The following is a 17,917-nucleotide window of genomic DNA, read 5'->3' as shown; positions in this document are numbered from 1 at the left end:
GGGGTTTCGTCGTTTCCGCGACCCTTCTCCCAACCCCCCGGAAGACTCTCGCAGTACGACGCCGCGTCGAACCGGACCGGGCACACGGTGGGTGCGAGGCCGCATCACGCCTGGCAGCTCGGGCACCAGTAGAGCCCCCGCCCGTTGAGGTCGCGCTTGAGCACGGTGGTCCCGCACCGCAGGCACGGCTGCCCGTGGCGGTGGTAGACGTAGTTCGCGTGCTCGGGCCATGCCTCGGTGTCCGGGATGTCGGGGCGGTCCGCCGAATCCGTGGTGATGATCCGGCCCACGCGCACCCCCACGGCCATGAGCGTCACGTTCTCCTCCCACAGCCCGAGCAAGTCCTCGCGGGTCAGCGAAGCTCCGGGCGTCATGGGGTTCACACCCCGGCGGAACAGGGACTCCGCCCGGAAGATGTTGCCGATCCCCGACACCACGTTCTGCTCCATGAGCAGCACGCCGATCGCCCGCTTGCTCTTGGCCGCGGCACGCAGGAACGGTTCCGGATCGGCCTGCGGGTCCAGGGGGTCCGGTCCCAGCTTGGCCTCCGCGGCCCGCGCTTCCTCCGGTGTCTCCACCGTGCACAGGGCCGGCCCGCGCAGATCCGCCCACCCGTGCTCGCCGACCAACCGGGCCCGCACGGCACCGACCGGGGGCTCGGGAACGACCCGTCCGGCGTCGTCGTACGCCACTGCCGATTCCTCCGCGGAGCCGGACTCGCGCTCCCCCACGCGGCGCGGGGCGCCGATCGAGGACGCCGCCGCGAACTGCTCGTCCCCCGCGAAACTCCACGCGCCGTAGATGCCGAGGTGCGAACGCATGACCACGACGTCGTCCGGGTCACAGGGCGCCGCGAAGTCCAGGTAGAGGTGCTTGCCGTGGGCGCGGGCGCACGTCAGGACGCGCCCGTCCAGCACGGCGGCACCCGCGGCGAAGCGGCCCTGGGGACTCGTGACGCGCAACCGCTGGCCCACGAACAGGTCCCCGAGCTGACGCCCGAGGCGGTGAATCGAGTGGCCCTCGGGCACGCCCGACGCCCCCGCTCAGTCCTGCGTGTACGGGCGGACCGGGACCTCGTAGAGGTGGCCCACGATGTCCCCGGTGTGCTCGAACTCGGCGAGCTGCTCGATTCGGCGCACGTGCCGGGACTCCCCCGAGAACGGCTCGGCGAGGAAGATCCGCACGAGCTCCAGGGCCTCGTCGTTGCCGTGCTGGCGCCCGCCGATCGCGATCACCTGGGCGTCGTTGTGCTGCCGGGCCAACCGGGCGGTGTCCTCGTTCCACACGAGGGCCGCGCGGATCCCCCGGACCAGGTTGGCCGCCATCTGCTCGCCGTTACCGGAACCACCCAGCACGATGCCGAGCGAGTCGAGACCGTTCTCGCGGTCCTCGCGGACCCCCTGGGCAGCACTGATGCAGAACGCGGGGTAGTCGTCCGCGGCGTCGTAGACCGCGGGGCCGTGGTCGATCATCTCGTAACCGTCCTCGCTCAGCCGCTGCATGAGGAAGTGGGACAGCTCGAGGCCAGCGTGGTCGGTGGCAATGTGCACGCGCATGGGACGTCAGCAACTCCTGGACGGGGTGGCCGCGGGGCAACCGGCACGTCTGCTCCGCGACGGGAAAGGGTCGCCTCCACCTTAGCCGCCGATTCCACCGGCGCGGGCGCTCCCCCGGCTCGCGCCCGGGCAACGATCGGACCGGCGGAGGGGCCGTGCCGTCGCGGTATGCGTGCGAGGAAGAACGCGGGCCCGAGTCGGCGGCGTGGGGCCCGCGGCGGGACTTGCGACGGCTGCCATAATGGCAAGATGCCCCGCGCGGGCATCGAATTGTCGTCGAGGAGAGGAACGCCGCTGTGCCCGGAACGAACCTGACCCGAGCGGAGGCCGCCGAGCGCGCGCGGATCATCTCGGTCGAGTCCTACCACGTGGATCTGGACCTCACGGGGGACCCCGAGACCTTCCGGGCGCGCACCACGGTGACGTTCGATGCCGAAGCGGGAGCGCACACATTCATCGACGCGATCACCGCGTCCGTGGATTCCGTGACCCTCAACGGCACTTTCCTGGACCCCGCGAAGGTCAGCAACGGCGAGCGCATCGACCTGCCCGATCTCGCCGAGCACAACGAGCTCGTGGTGGACTCCCGGATGTACTACATGAACACGGGTGAGGGCCTGCACCGGTTCGTGGATCCCGTGGACGATCAGGTGTACCTCTACACCCAGTTCGAGGTCGCGGACACCCGCCGGATGTTCCCGGTCTTCGAACAGCCCGATCTCAAGGCCACGTTCCAGTTTGCGGTCACCGCACCCGCCGACTGGGACGTGGTGTCCAACCAGCCCACCCCGGAACCCTTCCCAGTGGCGGACGGCGTGGCCCGGTGGGAGTTCTCCCCCACCCCCGTGATCTCGTGCTACATCACCGCGTTGATCGCGGGCCCCTACGTCAAGACCACGGACAGCCTGGTCTCCTCGGACGGACGCACCATCGAGCTGGGCCTGTTCGCGCGCCGCTCCCTGTTCGAGTACGTGGACGCCGAGGAGATGTTCGAGGTCACCAAGCAGGGCTTCGAGTTCTTCGAGTCCCAGTTCGGGGTGCCCTACCCCTTCGAGAAGTACGACCAGCTCTTCGTGCCGCAGTTCAACGCCGGCGCCATGGAGAACGCGGGCGCGGTGACCTTCGTGGAGTCCTACGTCTTCCGCTCCAAGCCGGCGCAGGCCCGCGTGGAGCGCCGCGCGATCACCGTGCTGCACGAGCTCGCGCACATGTGGTTCGGGGACCTCGTGACCATGCGCTGGTGGAACGACCTGTGGCTGAATGAGTCCTTCGCCGAGTACATGTCCACGCTCGCGTGCGCGCAGAACACCCGGTACACCAACGCGTGGACCACGTTCGCGGCCGGGGAGAAGTCCTGGGGCTACGAACAGGACCAGCTGCCCACCACCCACCCCATCAAGGCCGAGATCCCGGACCTCGAGGCGGTGCTCGTGAACTTCGACGGCATCACCTACGCCAAGGGTGCCTCGGTGCTCAAGCAGCTCGTGGCCTGGGTGGGCCAGGAGGAGTTCATGGCGGGGCTCAACCGCTACTTCGGCAAGCACGCGTGGTCCAACACGGAGCTCTCGGACCTCATGGTCGAACTCGAGGCGGCCAGCGGTCGCGACCTGACCGACTGGTCCGCGCGCTGGCTCGAGACCGCGGGCGTGAACACCCTGGTGCCGCAGGTCGAGGCCGATGACGATGGCGTCATCACGTCCTTCCGGATCGAGCAGCTGGGCCAGGACGGCCATCCCACCCTGCGGCCCCACCGCGTGGCCGTGGGCTTCTACGACCACCGTGAGGACACCGGACTGCTGAGCCGCACGTTCCGCGTGGAGCTGGACGTGGACGGCGAGTTCACCGACGTCCCGCAGCTCGTGGGTCGCGAACTCCCGGACCTGGTGCTGCTCAACGACGACGACCTCGCCTACGCCAAGATCCGCCTGGACGAGTGCTCCCTGGCCACGGCCACCACCCACCTCGGAGACTTCGAGGAGTCGTTGCCCCGCTCGCTCGTGTGGGCCGCGGCGTGGGACTCCGTGCACGACGGCGTGAGCCCGGCGCGCGACTACGTGGACCTCGTGCTCTCCAACGTGGGCCACGAGACCGACTCCACGGCCGTGCAGGTGCAGCTGCGCCAGCTGGACGTGGCCCTGGACCGCTACCTCGCCCCCGAGCACGCGGACGAGGTCCGGGCCCGGGCCGCGGACACCCTGTGGGATCTCACGGCCGCCGCGGAGGCGGGCTCCGACCACCAGTGGCAGTTCTTCCGGGCCTTCCTGCGCCGGGCGTGCACCGAGGCGCATTTCGATCGCATCGAGGGTTTCTTCGACGGGGGCGTCCCCGAGGGGATCGAACTGGACACGGACACCCGCTGGGCCGTGCTGACCGCGCTCGTCGCGGCCGGCCGCAAGGGCGCCGAGGACGTCGACCGTGCGCTGGCCGAGGACAACACCGAGACCGGTGCGATCGCCGCGGCCACCGCGCGCGCCGCGATCCCCACCCCGGAGGCCAAGGCCGAGGCGTGGCGGCTCGTCGTGACCGAGGGCGCGCTGCCCAACTCTCAGCAGCAAGCGGCCATCGCCGGGTTCTTCCGCGTGCACGACGACGCCCTAGTCACCCCGTACTCCTCTCGCTACTTCGACGCCGTCACGGGTGTGTGGACCAAGCGTACGCACGAACTCGCGCAGCAGATCGCCGTGGGACTGTTCCCCCGCGCCGTCGGGCAGGACACGGTCGACGCCGCCCAGGCGTTCCTCGACCGGCTGGACCCGACCCTGTCCGGGTTGCGGCGGATCGTGTTGGAACGCCAGGACGCCGCGCGCCGCGCAGTGCGCGCCCAGGCCGTGGACGCCGCGGCGGTGCAGGACACCACGGCCCACACCCCGGAGGCCGACCGATGAGTGGGACGCAGGACTCTTCCCAGCCACTCGACCCGCAGGCCGCTGCTCCGGCGGGGCGGCGCACCTTCACGCTGGGTGCGGTGGGTTCCCGGTCGGCCGCCGGCTCGGTGACCCAGCCCCCGCAACAGGTGGGGGACGCGCGGGGCGTGGCCGAAGCGGCGTCGTCGGACTCGTTCTACGCCCAGGTGGGCGGGCACGAGACGTTCGCCAAGCTCACCCGGGAGTTCTACGCGCGCGTGGCGCAGGACCCCGATTTCAAGGCGCTGTACCCCGAGGAGGACCTGGGACCCGCGGAGGAGCGGCTGCGGATGTTCCTGGAGCAGTACTGGGGCGGACCCACCACGTACTCCGAGCAGCGCGGGCACCCCAGACTGCGGATGCGCCACGCCCCGTTCCCCGTGGACACGTGGGCGCGCGAGACGTGGCTGACGCACATGCGCGCGGCCATGGACACCCTGGAGCTGTCCCCGCTACACGACGGCATCATGTGGGACTACTTCGACCGCGCTGCCCACGCGATGGTCAACCGCCCCGGCTGAGGCGTTCTCCTCGCGTGCCGGGGCCCGGTCCCGGCACCGCCTTACCGGGCGGGGCCGGGTCTCAGCGGGAGACCTTGACGAGCACGTGACCCGCACCCGTGCTCAGGCGCACCCACTGGCCTGAGGCCTCGGCCGCGACGTGCACGTCCGATTCGGACGCCGGGATGAACCCCAGGACGTCCAGGGCGAACGCGGCGCCGTCGGGGATCTCCGGGCCCTCCAGGGGACCCCAACCGGACCCGGCACCCCACACCCGCGCGCGGACCTTCTGGACCACGGCGGCGCCGGAGTTGGTGGGCACGGAATCGGACACGGTCCGGATACCGCGGTGCGCCACGTCGCGAACGCGGTGGGCGGGCACGGACCCCAGGGAGCGCCACCCCGTACGGGGGGCCACGATCCCCGCCCAGGAGGCCGAGACCTCTTGCGGCGGGGCGCTGATCCACACCGGGGCGTCGTCGTCGGACCCGCGAGCGCCCGTCTCGCGCGCGAGCCGGTCCGTGATGGCGGCCGCGGCCACGGTGACGTCCAGGTCGCAGGACTGCGCGAGCCCCATGGTGCGCAGCCCCAGCACCACGGGGGCGGTATCCAGCAGGCCCGCGGGGTGGATCACGGAGACCCACGCGGCGAGCACGCGGTCCAGACCCTGCAGCCGCACCGCGGCCTGGGGGTCCACGGAACGGGCGCGGCTCACGTAGGTGGCCAGGTCAGCGGCGTCCTGGCGGTCGAGCAGGGTGAAGCCCGCGACGCCGGGCTCTCGGGGGGCGCTCACTGCGCGTGGGAATACTCGACGTCGTCCTCCAGGGAACCCAGCACGGCGCGGTGGTCCTCGGAGAGCTTCACGCTGCGGCCGGTCCCCGGGTCCATCACCACGATCACGGATTCGCCCTCCGCGTACACGTGGGAGCCGTCCTCCTCCTGCAGCCGGTAGGAGATGGTGAACGAAGACCCCCCGATGCGCGAGATCCACGTGCGCACGAACACCGGATCCATGCGGAAGAACAGCTGCTCTTTGTAGTCCACGCTCTGGTGGGCCACCACGGTGCGCAGCTCCCCCACGGACTCGCGGAACGTGGTGTCCTCCGGGATACCGTGGTCCGGGTCCTTTGTGACGGGCGATGCGGTGAGCCGCACACGGGCGTCCTCGAAGTAGCGCAGCATGGTCACGTTGTTGATGTGCCCGTACTGGTCCTGGTCGAAGAATCGCATCTGCACGGGGACGTTAAGAGAAGTCATGGTTCCATCACACCACATCCACCCGCCGGTTTAGAGTGGATCCATGACTATGGACCCGACGCAAGACCCTGTGGGCGCCCTCATCCGGATGCTCGATCTGGCCGACGGCGGCGGCGCACGCACCACGGAGGACATCTTCGTGGGCCGCACCATCACCACCCCCCGCGCCCGCGTCTACGGCGGGCAGGTGCTCGCGCAGGCCTCGATGGCCGCGATGCGCACCGTGGACCCGGACCGCGCGATCCACTCGCTGCACGCCTACTTCCTGCGCGGCGGGGACATCGAGCTGCCCATCACGTTCGGGGTGGAGCGCGTGCGCGACGGCCGGTCCTTCTCCGCGCGCCGGATCCACGCCTACCAGGAGGGCAAGACCATCCTGTCGATGATCGCGTCCTTCCAGGAGCCCGCCCAGGGGCTCGAGCACCAGGATGAGATGCCACAGGACGTGCCGGACCCCGAGTCCCTGCCCTCCCTGCGGGAGACCTTCGGCGCCCTGAACATCCCCGAGGCGCGTGCTCAGGCCTTCGAGCGCCCGTTCGACATGCGCTACATCACCGAGCCGCTGTTCCTGCCGTGGCAGGGCCCGCACGACTCCTACAACGCGGTGTGGGTCAAGGCGCTCGCACCGCTGCCGGACGACCCTGCGATCCACCGCGCGGCCCTCGCGTACGTCTCCGACTACACGATGATGGAGCCCATCCTGCGCCGTCACGGCCGGTCCTGGGGCGAGCGCGGCATGAACGTGGCCTCCCTGGACCACGCGATGTGGTGGCACCGCTACGCTCGCGCGGACGAGTGGATCCTCTACACCCAGACCTCCCCCAACGCATCCTCGGCCCGGGGTCTGGCCATCGGCAAGATGTTCACGCGGGACGGCACGTTGATCGCCACCACGGTGCAGGAGGGCATGATGCGCCTGCCCGAGTTCCACTGAGCGGGGCCCTCACGCGCGGCGTGCCAGTAGCGGGTGCGACCGGCACACGATCACGCCCGCCACGGACACCGCGAGTCCGAACACGAGTGACGCGCCGTAGCCGGCCATGCCGGCCAGGAACAGGGCCGCCCACGCACCGACGCTCCCGCCGAGCATGCCGATGGAGCTCAGGAGCGTGAAGTCGGCGCCGGCGCACCCGGGACGCGCAAGGTCCAGGTTCACCGCGTAGATGCCCGTGTTCATCACGGTGTAGCCCGCGAGCACGCCGCACGCTCCCACCACGCCCAGCGGCACCTGCAGCCACTGGTCCACGCCCGCACCGGGCCACACGACGGAGGCCAGACACGCCCCACCGAGCAATTGGATCCCGGCGCCGAGCAACAGCGTGACGCCGCGCCCGCGCCGTCGGCACAACCGGCCGCCCAGGAGTGCCGCGGCCAGGGCGGGCGCCGCCGCGATCATGGAGGTGACTGCGCCGATGAAGGCCAGTGACCACCCCGCGTCCACGAGTGCCGGGGTCACGAGGGACCACACGGCTGCGGAGCCGAACGTCACCAGGGGGACACCACCGAGCGCCCAGGCCTTGGCCCCCGGTACGGCCAGCATGCCGAACATCCCGGAGAGCCCGCGGGGTTGCGCGTTCGACGCCGCGCGCTCCGGTTCCCGATGCCGCAGCACGGGGACCATCGCGGCCGCGGTGCACAGTGCGAGCGCGATCACCGCGGTCCGCCATCCCCATGCGTCGTAGATCAGCAAGGCCAATCCGCCGCCGATCACGGTCCCGATGTAGCTCGCCCCCACCTGGACCCCCGCACCGAGATCGTGCTGGGAGCGATCGAGACCCCTTACGGACAGCGCGTCCGCCGCGATGTCCTGCGTCGCGGAGAAGAGCACGAACGCCGCGGCCAGGATCACGAGGACCCTCAGACCGTCCTGCGGGTCGGCGAACACCGCCATGGTCAGCAGGGCGAGCACCATGAGGGGTTGCAGCACGAGCAACCACGACCTGTAGTGCCCGCGCGCCCGGCCCGGCGCCCACCGATCGATCAGGGGTGCCCACAGGAACTTCACGGGCCACACGAGGGCGAGCAGCTGCAGGGCGCCCAGGGTCCCCAGGTCCGTGCCGCCGTCGCGCAGGATGCCCACCAGGCCGGTGGACAGGAACGCCGCCCCGATGAACTGCGTGGTGTATAGCGCCCACAGCAGCCCCCAGAACCCACGGTTCGTGCGGATCCCCGCGGGCGCGGACAGGGTCATGGTGCTCACACGTTCCTCCAGTAGGCGGTGGCGTCGATGTGTGTGCGGGGCACGCCGTAGCGGGTGCGCAGGGCCGAGGTCAGCAGGCGGTTCTGCTGCGCCTCCACAGCGATCCAGTACCGGTCCCCCGGTGCGGGCGGATGCGTCTCCCAGTGCGCGAGCACGGCCGCGGCCACGTCCTCCCCCGCGCCGATGTGGTGCACCGTGTGCACCTGGTGGCGCTTCGCTGCGGCCAGGGGCAGGTCGGCGTCGCGCGGGTCGCGGTACTCGAACCACACCTCGACGTCGCGGGTTCCCAACAGCGGGAGCATGGAGTTCAGGGCGGGCAAGCTCGCAGGGTCGCCCACGAGCACCGTGCGTCCCGGGAAATCGGCATCGAGCCCCGGAGCGGGTTCGGACCCGTGACCACGGCGCGGTGTCCTGCGCGGCGGCCAGGGCGGGGTGCTGCCGAGCAGCGACGCCCGGATGGTGTCGCCGGGTGCGCACGTGCGAGCCCAGTCGGAGGAAGCGCCGTCGTGCAGGGCGAACTCCATGTCGAAGACGCCCTCGTCCGGGCGTGGGTCGACCACCGTGAACGCCCGCTGGTGGTCCTTGCCGCGGGACGTGAACCACAACCGCAACCACATGGTCGGGAACGGCGTGTGGCGCGCGAGGAACCCCTCGTGCCGCACGGTGATGCGCGTGTAGGCGGGGCCGACGTCGCGGCGACTCACCACCGTGAGCACGGTCTCGGAAGCCCCGAGGGCTCGGACGGCCAGACGTTCCCAGTGGGGCACGGGCGTTCTCCTCGTTCGGCGGGCGGGTCACGGAGCACCAGCCCGGAAGGAACCGGCAGGTCGCGAGGCAGTTCTGCGTGTTCCGGGGTGGATCGGGCGGTGCACAATTGCTGAATGTTAGGTTAGCCTAACCTATCAGTAATTAGTTACCACCGTGTAGCTTATTGCATCCGAGTGCCCCCGAACGAAAGCCGAACCGTTCCATGAGTTCATCCCTGCTCCACGCGGACACCGTCACGGACCTCATGCGCGATGTCACCGCAGCCGCGGCCGCCGGTGCGGCGCGCCTGGCCGGCGCGCGACAACCCCACGAACCCGCGAGCCACGACGAGATCGACCGGGCACTGTCGCGGATCGACCTGGACACCCCGCTGCACGACTTCGGCGCTGCGGTGGACGAGCTCGACCGTACGTGGTTGCGCCACGCGGTGTGGTTCCATCACCCCCGGACGCTCGCGCACCTCAATTGCCCGGTGGCGGTGCCCGCGGTCGCCGCGGAGACCCTGGCCGCCACCGTCAACGTCTCGATGGACACGTGGGACCAGTCCAAGGCGGCGGCCGTGATGGAACGTTCGCTGCTGACGTGGACGGCGCGGCGCATCGGCTTCCCCGCCGCCGCGGACGGCATGTTCACCCCGGGCGGGACGACCTCCAACCTGCAGGCGCTCATGCTCGCCCGCGACGAATGCCTCGAACGCTCCGCGCGCACCCCGCACGCGGCCCCGCGGCCGGTGCGAGCGGCGTCGTTGCGCATCCTCGCGAGCGCGGAGAGTCACTTCTCGGTCAGCACGGCCGCCCGGATCCTGGGACTCGACGACGACTGCGTGGTCCCGGTCCCGGTCGACGCCGCGGGGGCACTGTCCGTGCCGACGCTGCGTCGAGTGCTGGCGGACCTCGCGACCCAGTCGCTGACCCCCATGGCCGTGGTGGCCACCGCGGGCACCACGGACCGCGGCGCGATCGACCCGCTCGAGGACGTCGCGCAGGTGTGTGCGCAGCACGGGGTCTGGTTCCACGTGGACGCGGCCTACGGCGGCGCGCTGCTGGTCTCCCCCACCCGCCGCGACCGGCTCGCCGGGATCGACCGCGCTGACTCCGTAACCGTGGACTTCCACAAGGCGTGGTTCCAGCCCATCGGGTGCTCCGCCGTGATCGTGCGGGACGGCCACACGCTGCGCCACTGCGCGCATCACGCCGCGTACCTCAACCCGGCGGACACCCCCGAACCCAATCAGGTGGACCGCTCCCTGCAGACCACGCGCCGCTTCGAGGCGCTCAAGCTGTGGGTCACGCTGCGCACGATGGGCCCGGACGCGATCGGCGCGATGTTCGACGCCGTCATCGACCTCGCGGCGCGTGTGGCCCACGAGCTGCGCTCGGACCCGCGCTTCGAGCTCGTGTGCGACCCGTCCCTGAGCACCGTGCTGTTCCGCTGGACACCTCCGGATGCGGGGAACGACGACGCCGCGGGGGCCCCGCTTGCCGCGCATGCCTCTTCCACGGGGCACGCCTCCTCCACCACGGGGAACGGCCCGGACGCGGTCGATGAGACCGCGGACCGCTGGGTGCGCCCGATCCGCCGCGCGGTATGGGACACCGGCCGCGCCACCGTGGCGGAGACCGAGGTGGCCGGGCGTCCCTGCCTGAAATTCACCCTGCTCAACCCGCAGACGACCCTCGACGACGTCCGGGAGGTCCTGGACCTCATCCACGAGACCGCCCTGTCCCTCACCGCCCACGATCGCACCGGAAAGGCCCGCGCATGACCCCCCGCACGACCGCATCCCACCCCGACCGTCGGCACGGAACCGAACCGGCACACGACGACTCCAGGCCCGCGGACCAGGGATCGACGCCGTCGGACGCCACGTCGACTCCCACTGACGCCCCGGGCACCGTTCAGCGTGGCACCCCGGACGACCCCCTGGACCTGCTGTGCGTGGGGGTGGGCCCGTTCGGACTCGGACTCGCATGCCTCACCGACCCTCTGCCGGACGTCCGCGCCGCCTTCCTGGACGCGGCCCCCGGTTTCAACTGGCATCCCGGGTTGATGTTCGACGACGCCACGCTGCAGGTCCCGTTCCTCGCGGACCTCGTGACCATGGCGGATCCCACCTCGCGGTTCTCGTTCCTGCAGTGGCTCAAGGAGACCGGCGAGCTGTACCCGTTCTACGTCCGTGAGTCCTTCTTCCCGCTGCGGCGGGACTACAACGCCTACTGCCGGTGGGCCGCGCAACGAGTCCGCGGGGTGTACTGGGGACACCGGGTCACCCAGGTCACCCGCCCGACGGGTGAGGGTCCGTGGCGCGTCACGGCCCGGGCCCGCGGCGTCGAGCACTCGTGGTGGGCGCGCCACCTGGTCGTGGGCACGGGGACGGTCCCCCGCACGCCGGGCGAACTGTCCGGCGTCCCGGACACCACGGTGCACGCAAGTGAGTACCTGTCCCGCCGGGAGACCCTGGTGAGTGAGGAGCACGTGACCGTGATCGGCTCGGGCCAGTCGGCCGCGGAGGTGTTCCTGGACCTGCTGCACACCCCGGGCGGGCCGGCCGTGGACTGGTTCACCCGTTCACCACGGTTCTACCCCATGGAGTACTCCAAGCTCAGCCTCGAACTGACGTCGCCCGACTACCTCGACCACTTCCGGTCCCTCCCGGAGGCCGAGCGGGACCGGCTCAACGCGTCCCAACCCCAGTTGCACCGCGGCATCTCGGACGCGACGATCGACGCGATCCACGAGGCCCTGTACGTGCGCCGCAACGACCCGGACGCGCCGCCCGTGCGCCTCGTCGCGGCCACCGAACTCGTGGACGCGTGGCACGAGGCCGGGCGCACCGTCCTGCGCTGGCGCAATTCGGAGAACCACCACGTGCGCGAGACCGTGACCGATGCCGTCGTCGCGGCCACGGGCTACCTGTCCGCGGCCCCGGACTGGCTCGCACCGGTCCGGGACCAGCTCTCGCTAGACACCTCAGGGCGGCTCAGCCCCGACCGGTACCACCGGGCCAGCCCGGACGGGACCGTGCACGTACTCAACCACGGCGAGCACACGCATGCGCTCACGGCACCCGACCTGGGGATGGGACCGCTGCGCAACGCGCACGTGCTCGCGCACGTCACGGGCCGCACACCGTACATCACCGAGGACCACACGACGTTCCAGAGTTTCGGTCACGTCCCCCAGCGTCATGTCGCCCCCGCCGTGGGGCCCGACGGCGCGTTCGAGACCCGCGCTCTCGGGCGCGCGTTCACGCTGCGGCCGGTGGATCCGGACGGGGACGCGGCGCTGTTGCACGCGTGGTTGAGTTCCCCGCGTGCGCACGCGTGGGGCTTCGTGGGCGCGGACGAGCAGACGATTTCCCGGGAGTACCACAGGATGACCGCGGCGGACGGAGAGGACGCCTGGATCGTCAGCGAACACGACCGCCCGCTCGCGCTGCTCGAGACGTACGACCCCGCCCGCAGCCCCCTGGCCACCGTGTGGCCGGTCCGCGACGGCGACGCCGGTCTGCACCTGTTCGTGGCCCCCACGTCCCGTCCGGTTCCGGGGACCACGCGAGCCGTGATGGCGGCGGCGCTGAACCTGCTGTGGTCGGACCCCGCGGTGCAGCGCGTTATCGTGGAACCCGACGTCCGCAACGAGCAGATCCGCGCGATCAACCGCTGGGCCGGCTTCCGTGAGGTGGGCGAGTGCCACCTGGCGGAGAAGACCGCGTCCGTGAGCGTCGTCGTCCGCGGGGACGGACCGCAGGACCACGTACGGACCGCGGACACGGAAGCCTCCGTGGCCGAGTGCGCGGGGGTGACCCGATGAGCGCCCTCGTCGAAACCCGCATCCCCGATGAACAGCGGGACGTCGCCCCGACGCCCGAGCCCCGGCTGGACCGCCGGGCCGCACGGCGACTGCAGCGGGACGTGCTCGCCAAGATGTTCTCCGAGTTCAGTCACGAACGGCTGCTGCATCCCGCCCCGCACGGCGACGGTTGGACCGTGGCCGACGCCGCCGGGCGCCCGAGTTGGTACTTCGAGGCCACCCGGCACCCGCTCGAGCACTGGGAGGTGGACCCCGCTTCGGTGCGGCGCATCATCCCCGGGGACGCCGGCGAGGAACCGGACGCCCAGCAGGCCGTGCTGGACCTCAAGGACGTCCTGGGACTCACCGACGAGATGCTCCCGCTGTACCTCGAGGACCTGTCCGCAACCATGTACTCGATGGCGCGTCGTCGTGCCGTACCCGCACCGACCGCCGCGGAACTGGCGACCGCGGACCTCGCCGAGGTGGAACGTTTCCTGGACCGGGGACATCCCGGATTCGTCGCGAGCTCGGGCCGGGTGGGCATGGGTGCGTCCGAACAGACGTCATGGGCTCCCGAGGCGGCATACCCCGCCCGGTTGACGTGGCTCGCCGCGCGCCGCAGTCTGTGCACCGTGTCCCTGGGGCAGCACGTGAACGAACGTGACCATGAGGACCGGCACCTCACCGCCGGTGAGCGCGACCGTTTCCGCGCGGCGGTGACCGAGACCGGCGAGGACCCGGACGAGTACACGTTCCTCCCGGTGCACCCGTGGCAGTGGGAGCACCGCATCCTACCCGGGATGCTCCCGGACGTGCTGCGGCGCCACCTGATCCTGGTGGGCCGCAGTGAGCACGAGTGGCGCGCACAACAGTCCGTGCGCACGTTCCTGGACGTGAGCGACCCGGCGCGGGATTACGCCAAGACCGCGCTCGGGGTGCACAGCATGGGGTTCCTGCGCGGGCTCTCACCCGCCTACATGCGCACGATGCCCGCCGTGAGCGACTGGCTGCACGGGATCACCCGGGAGGATCCGTTCCTGCGCTCATGCGGGATCCGGGTGCTGCGCGAGCACGCCGCGGTGGGTTACACAGGGGACGCCCACCACCGCAGCGGTGTGGCCTCCGACCACACCAAACAGTTGGCTGCGCTGTGGCGTGAGTCCCCGGTGCCGATGCTCGAGCCCGGGGAGCACGCCGCCAGCCTGGCCGGGGTATTGCACCGGGACTGCGCCGGGCGGCCCCTCGCGGAAGCGTGGATCGAGCGCTCGGGAGTCACCGCGAGGGACTGGGCGCGCGCCCTGCTCGACGTGTACCTGGTCCCGGTCGCGCACCTCTTGCTGTCCCAGGACATCGCGCTCATGCCCCACAGCGAAAACGTGATCCTGCGCCTGCGCGACGGGTTCCCGGTCGGTGCGTTCTGGAAGGACATCGGGGAGGAAGTCGCGGTGCTCAGCGACCGACCCCTGCCCGAGGGGATCGAACGCATCCGTTCCGTGGTGGAGCCGGAGCAGCGGGAGCTGTCCATCCACACGGACGTGGTCGACGGCGTCCTGCGGCACCTCGCGGTGCTCCTGCACACCTCCGGTGTGCTCCCCGAACAGGAGTTCTGGGCGCTCGGGGCCAAGGTCCTGGACGAGCACCGCGAGCGCTTCCCCGAACACTGGCGCGAGCTGGACCTGTTCCGGGAGACCTTCGCCCACTCGTGCCTGAACCGGCTGCAACTGCGCAACCCGCAGCGCATGGTGGATCTGGCCGACCAGTCGGCGTCCCTGACCTACGCCGGTCGGTTGAACAATCCGCTGGCCGCATTCCGCTCCCCTGATGCGGGCCCCGCGTCGTGAGCGCACGGTGTTCCGGCGGCGGATCCGCGGGAGCGCGCACCGACGGTGCTGAGCCGGGGCGTGCCTCTCGCGGGTCACGGAGTGTCATGCTCTCTGCCCCCGCGCGGACCGGTTCTGAGCAGTCTGATGCCGGGCGGCCCGGCCCTGAACGGTCCGGCCCCGGCTGGCGGTTGTGGCGCGATCCCTTCGGTGTGCCCCACGTGCAGGCGGACGATCTCACCGCGCTGGCACACGGCCACGGCTACGTGACCGGTGTGGACAGGGCCTGGCACGTGGAGGTGCTGCGTCACCGCGCCGAGGGGCGCTCGGCGGAGCTCGTGGGACCGGACGGGCTCGACGGCGATCACCTCACCCTGGCCGCGGATGTCCCCGGCACGGCCAGACGGTGGTGGGACGCGGCGTCGGCGCGGGACCGGGAGTTCTTCGCCGCGTACGCGCGCGGGATCAGCGAGGCACTGGCCGAGACCTGGTCAGGGACCCCCGAGGCGCGCGAGCTCGGTCTCGCCGAGCGGACCGTGCGGCCGTGGGACCCCTGGACCCCGATGGCCGTGCACCTCGATGCGCACCTGCTCACGGGGAGTCTCCCCGAGCAGCTGTGGCGACGCCGCGTGCGGCGCGAACTCGGCGACGCCTGGGTCCCCGTGCTCGATGCCGAATCCCCCGCGGCGGCCGGATCCAATGCGTGGCTCGTTCCGGGCGAGCTGTCCGCGAGCGGCGCACCGCTGCTCGCGGCGGACCCGCACCGCGTCGCGGAGGAATCGGGGCCCTATCAGCCCGTGTGCCTCTCCACGCCGGACGTCCGGGTGCGGGGTCTCGCGCTCGTGGGGTTGCCGGGGGTCCCGCACTTCGGGCGCACCGAAAGCGCCGCGTGGGCCATTACGGCCGCCATGACGACGACGGAACACATCGCGGACCTAGCTGTCGAGAACCGTGACGGCGCGTGGTACGTCGCGACCACGGGTGAACGGCTCGAGCACCGCTCGGTGGTGCTGCGGGCGCGCGGCAGCGTCGAACGGTCCTGTTTGCTCCGCTCGTGCGCGGCGGGGTTCGTGCTGCCGGGCACTCCCGCGGCGGAAGCAGTGCTCGACGCCGCCGTGCCCGGCACCGCGACCACCGTCACCGTGGTGTCCCCCGCGCCCACGGCGGACCCTGCGCGGGCGTTCTCGGCATGTCGTGAGCTGCTCTCGGCGCGCACAGCGGGCAACGTCATGGAGGCGGTGTCCGGGTGGGCCGTGCCGTGCAACGACGTGGTGGCCGCGGACCGCGACGGCTCTTGCCGGCACACGGTCACGGGGTCGTTCCTGGGGGCCGCCGAACCGTCCCGACCGCTGCACGGGATCACCGTGCGCGCCAATCAGCGCCCCTCGGACCCCTGCGCTTCGGCCGCGCGGCTCGCGTGCGCGCCCCCGCACCGGGCCCGGCGGGCAACGCACCGGCTCGACGCCGCCGTGGCCGAACACGGTGCCGTGTGTCATGAGGACCTGTTGGCGGCCCAGCTGGACACCGCCGCTCCGCACTGGCCCCCGCTGTTGAGGGAGCTGTTCGCGGACGCGTCTCCGACTGCCGTGTCGGACCCGGTCGCCACCGTGGCGCGGGTGGGTTCCACGGGGCCGGTGCGGACGGCGCCTGAGCCGGACGTGGCGTCGGGACCCATGGGGGCGCCGTCGAGACCTGCGAATGAGCCGTCGGCGACCGGTGCGGCATCGCAACCGAAGGGGGAGTCCCGAACGACGAATGCATCGGCGGAGGCGGCCGACTCCGTCCGTGCGGCGCTGCTCGACTGGGACGGGTCGATGGCGGTGGGGTCCTGGACAGCGTCGTTGTTCGCCGTGTGGCGGGACGCGTTCGTTCACGAGCTCATGCGGACCACCCCGCTATCGGTGCTCTCGGGACCCACAGGCATGCCGACCGTGTGGGACCCGTTCCTGCACGGGCCCGGACGAGTGGGACTCGCGGTGGAGAACATCGTGCGTCACGGCCCTGACCTGGGAGTGGACGTCCGCTGGTGCGCCAGGACGGCCCTCGAACGGGTCGCCCACGAGCACCCGGGTACGGCGCTCCCGCCGTGGGGCGCACTGCATGTGTACACCCCGTGGCGCAGTGACCCGGCCCTGACCGCGGCGGACCCCGTTCCCGTGGGCGGGGACGCGGACTGCCTGCTCGCGGCGGGGACACTACCGGGCACGGGACCCGCGTGCGTGCGTGTCCCCGCTGCGCGGGTGCTGTGGGATCTGGCCGACCCCGCGGCGTCGTGGTGGATCACACCCGACCCCGTGACCCGGGGCGAGTGCACGGAACCGCCGCTGCACCGGTGGTCGCGCGGGGAGATGGATCACGCTCTGCCATGGGTTCCGGCTGGTTCCGTGGGGAGGTCCGGCGCGATGGGTCCGGCCGGTCCGGCCGGCTCGACCAGCTCGTCCGGTGGATCCATCGACCTGGGCGCACTGCCACCGCTACCGGATCAGTCCGCGCCGGGCCCGCGCGTGACGCTGAGGCCAGTGGATGCGGGGCGGGACGCGGCCGTGATCCACGAATGGGTCCGTGCGCCGCGAGCCCGCTTCTGGGGCATGACGGGGTGGACCCGCGAGCGGGTGCGCGAGGTGTACGAGTACCTGGATGCCTCGCCCACGCATCATGCGTGGCTCCTGGAACTCGACGGCACCCCCATGGGTATCTTCCAGAGCTACGAACCCCACGCCGATCCGGTGGGCGCGACGTATCGGGTGGAACCCGGGGACCTGGGGGTGCATGTCCTGCTGGCGCCCCTGCGCACCCGCCGCCCGGGACTCACCGCGGCACTCGGGCGCCTCATCATCGCGCAGCTCGCACGCTGCGGCACCCGACGAATCGTGGCGGAACCGGACGTGTCCAACGACCGGGCCGTGGCCCGACTCATCGCCACGGGTTTCGAGCTCGGCCCGACCATCCGGTTACCGGGGAAGACCGGGCAGTTGGCGTTCCTTCGCGTTGACGGGCTCACCGAGTCCCGCTGAGCACGACCGGCGGTCGATTCGGGGCTGGCGTTGCGAGCCGCCGCATCCTTGTGGGCTGACCGGGCGGTCGCACGAGCCTGGCTTCTTGGGTTTCACCCGGGGCA

General features: G+C 71.4%; 13 protein-coding genes. 7 read left to right on the top strand and 6 right to left on the bottom strand.

Annotation, left to right across the window (positions count from 1 at the left end; genetic code table 11):
* Positions 1 to 104: 104 nt before the first annotated feature.
* Together RF650_RS12325 and RF650_RS12320 are read right to left on the bottom strand one after the other, a co-directional pair.
* The gene (locus tag RF650_RS12325; RefSeq protein WP_368815049.1) at positions 105 to 1,028 is read right to left on the bottom strand and encodes an Fpg/Nei family DNA glycosylase; all 924 of its coding nucleotides are present in this window, start codon (positions 1,026 to 1,028) and stop codon (positions 105 to 107) included.
* 15 nt (positions 1,029 to 1,043) lie between these two features.
* Positions 1,044 to 1,556: a ribose-5-phosphate isomerase gene (locus RF650_RS12320; protein WP_368815048.1), complete on the bottom strand. Its 513-nt coding sequence runs from the start codon at positions 1,554 to 1,556 to the stop codon at positions 1,044 to 1,046.
* 296 nt (positions 1,557 to 1,852) lie between these two features.
* On the opposite strand from RF650_RS12320, the gene pepN reads away from it, so the two are divergent.
* Together pepN and RF650_RS12310 are read left to right on the top strand one after the other, a co-directional pair.
* Entirely contained in the window at positions 1,853 to 4,441 is a 2,589-nt protein-coding gene (gene pepN / locus RF650_RS12315) for an aminopeptidase N (RefSeq protein WP_368815047.1), read from the top strand.
* 146 nt (positions 4,442 to 4,587) lie between these two features.
* Positions 4,588 to 4,980, top strand: a complete 393-nt coding sequence (locus tag RF650_RS12310; RefSeq protein WP_035962646.1) for a globin — start codon at positions 4,588 to 4,590, stop codon at positions 4,978 to 4,980.
* A 61-nt stretch (positions 4,981 to 5,041) separates the two neighbouring features.
* Here the strand turns inward: RF650_RS12310 and RF650_RS12305 are convergent, their stop codons facing one another.
* Together RF650_RS12305 and RF650_RS12300 are read right to left on the bottom strand one after the other, a co-directional pair.
* Positions 5,042 to 5,752, bottom strand: a complete 711-nt coding sequence (locus RF650_RS12305; protein ID WP_131332772.1) for a hypothetical protein — start codon at positions 5,750 to 5,752, stop codon at positions 5,042 to 5,044.
* Positions 5,749 to 6,216, bottom strand: coding sequence for a thioesterase family protein (locus RF650_RS12300; RefSeq protein ID WP_131332770.1), 468 nt, complete (start codon positions 6,214 to 6,216; stop codon positions 5,749 to 5,751). The genes RF650_RS12305 and RF650_RS12300 overlap by 4 nt, the downstream gene beginning before the upstream one ends.
* Positions 6,217 to 6,259: 43 nt before the next feature.
* Here RF650_RS12300 and RF650_RS12295 point away from each other — a divergent pair, with 43 nt between their 5' ends.
* Positions 6,260 to 7,150, top strand: coding sequence for an acyl-CoA thioesterase (locus RF650_RS12295; protein ID WP_368815046.1), 891 nt, complete (start codon positions 6,260 to 6,262; stop codon positions 7,148 to 7,150).
* A gap of 9 nt (positions 7,151 to 7,159) precedes the next feature.
* Here RF650_RS12295 and RF650_RS12290 read toward each other — a convergent pair whose 3' ends face one another.
* A complete protein-coding gene (locus tag RF650_RS12290; RefSeq protein ID WP_368815061.1) occupies positions 7,160 to 8,407 on the bottom strand; it encodes an MFS transporter in 1,248 nt (415 codons plus the stop codon).
* Between the two features lie 5 nt (positions 8,408 to 8,412).
* The gene (locus RF650_RS12285) at positions 8,413 to 9,183 is read right to left on the bottom strand and encodes a siderophore-interacting protein (RefSeq protein ID WP_368815045.1); all 771 of its coding nucleotides are present in this window, start codon (positions 9,181 to 9,183) and stop codon (positions 8,413 to 8,415) included.
* 203 nt (positions 9,184 to 9,386) lie between these two features.
* Between RF650_RS12285 and RF650_RS12280 the strand changes: the two genes are divergently transcribed.
* The 4 genes from RF650_RS12280 (at position 9,387) to RF650_RS12265 (ending at position 17,813) form a co-directional block, all read left to right on the top strand.
* Positions 9,387 to 10,949, top strand: a complete 1,563-nt coding sequence (locus RF650_RS12280; RefSeq protein WP_368815044.1) for an aspartate aminotransferase family protein — start codon at positions 9,387 to 9,389, stop codon at positions 10,947 to 10,949.
* Complete coding sequence (locus RF650_RS12275; RefSeq protein WP_368815043.1) at positions 10,946 to 12,997, top strand: GNAT family N-acetyltransferase; 2,052 nt, start codon at positions 10,946 to 10,948, stop codon at positions 12,995 to 12,997. The genes RF650_RS12280 and RF650_RS12275 overlap by 4 nt, the downstream gene beginning before the upstream one ends.
* Positions 12,994 to 14,820 carry an IucA/IucC family siderophore biosynthesis protein gene (locus RF650_RS12270; RefSeq protein ID WP_368815042.1) on the top strand — a complete coding sequence of 609 codons (1,827 nt, stop codon included), beginning with the start codon at positions 12,994 to 12,996 and terminating at the stop codon, positions 14,818 to 14,820. The genes RF650_RS12275 and RF650_RS12270 overlap by 4 nt, the downstream gene beginning before the upstream one ends.
* An 86-nt stretch (positions 14,821 to 14,906) precedes the next feature.
* A complete protein-coding gene (locus RF650_RS12265) occupies positions 14,907 to 17,813 on the top strand; it encodes a GNAT family N-acetyltransferase (RefSeq protein ID WP_368815041.1) in 2,907 nt (968 codons plus the stop codon).
* Positions 17,814 to 17,917: the final 104 nt, after the last annotated feature.

Source organism: Kocuria sp. CPCC 205297 (assembly GCF_040981035.1).
In the GTDB taxonomy this organism is placed as follows: Bacteria; Actinomycetota; Actinomycetes; order Actinomycetales; family Micrococcaceae; genus Kocuria; species Kocuria marina.
Note: the sequence above shows the minus strand (reverse complement) of the source record. Positions and strands in the feature narration are given on the sequence as shown.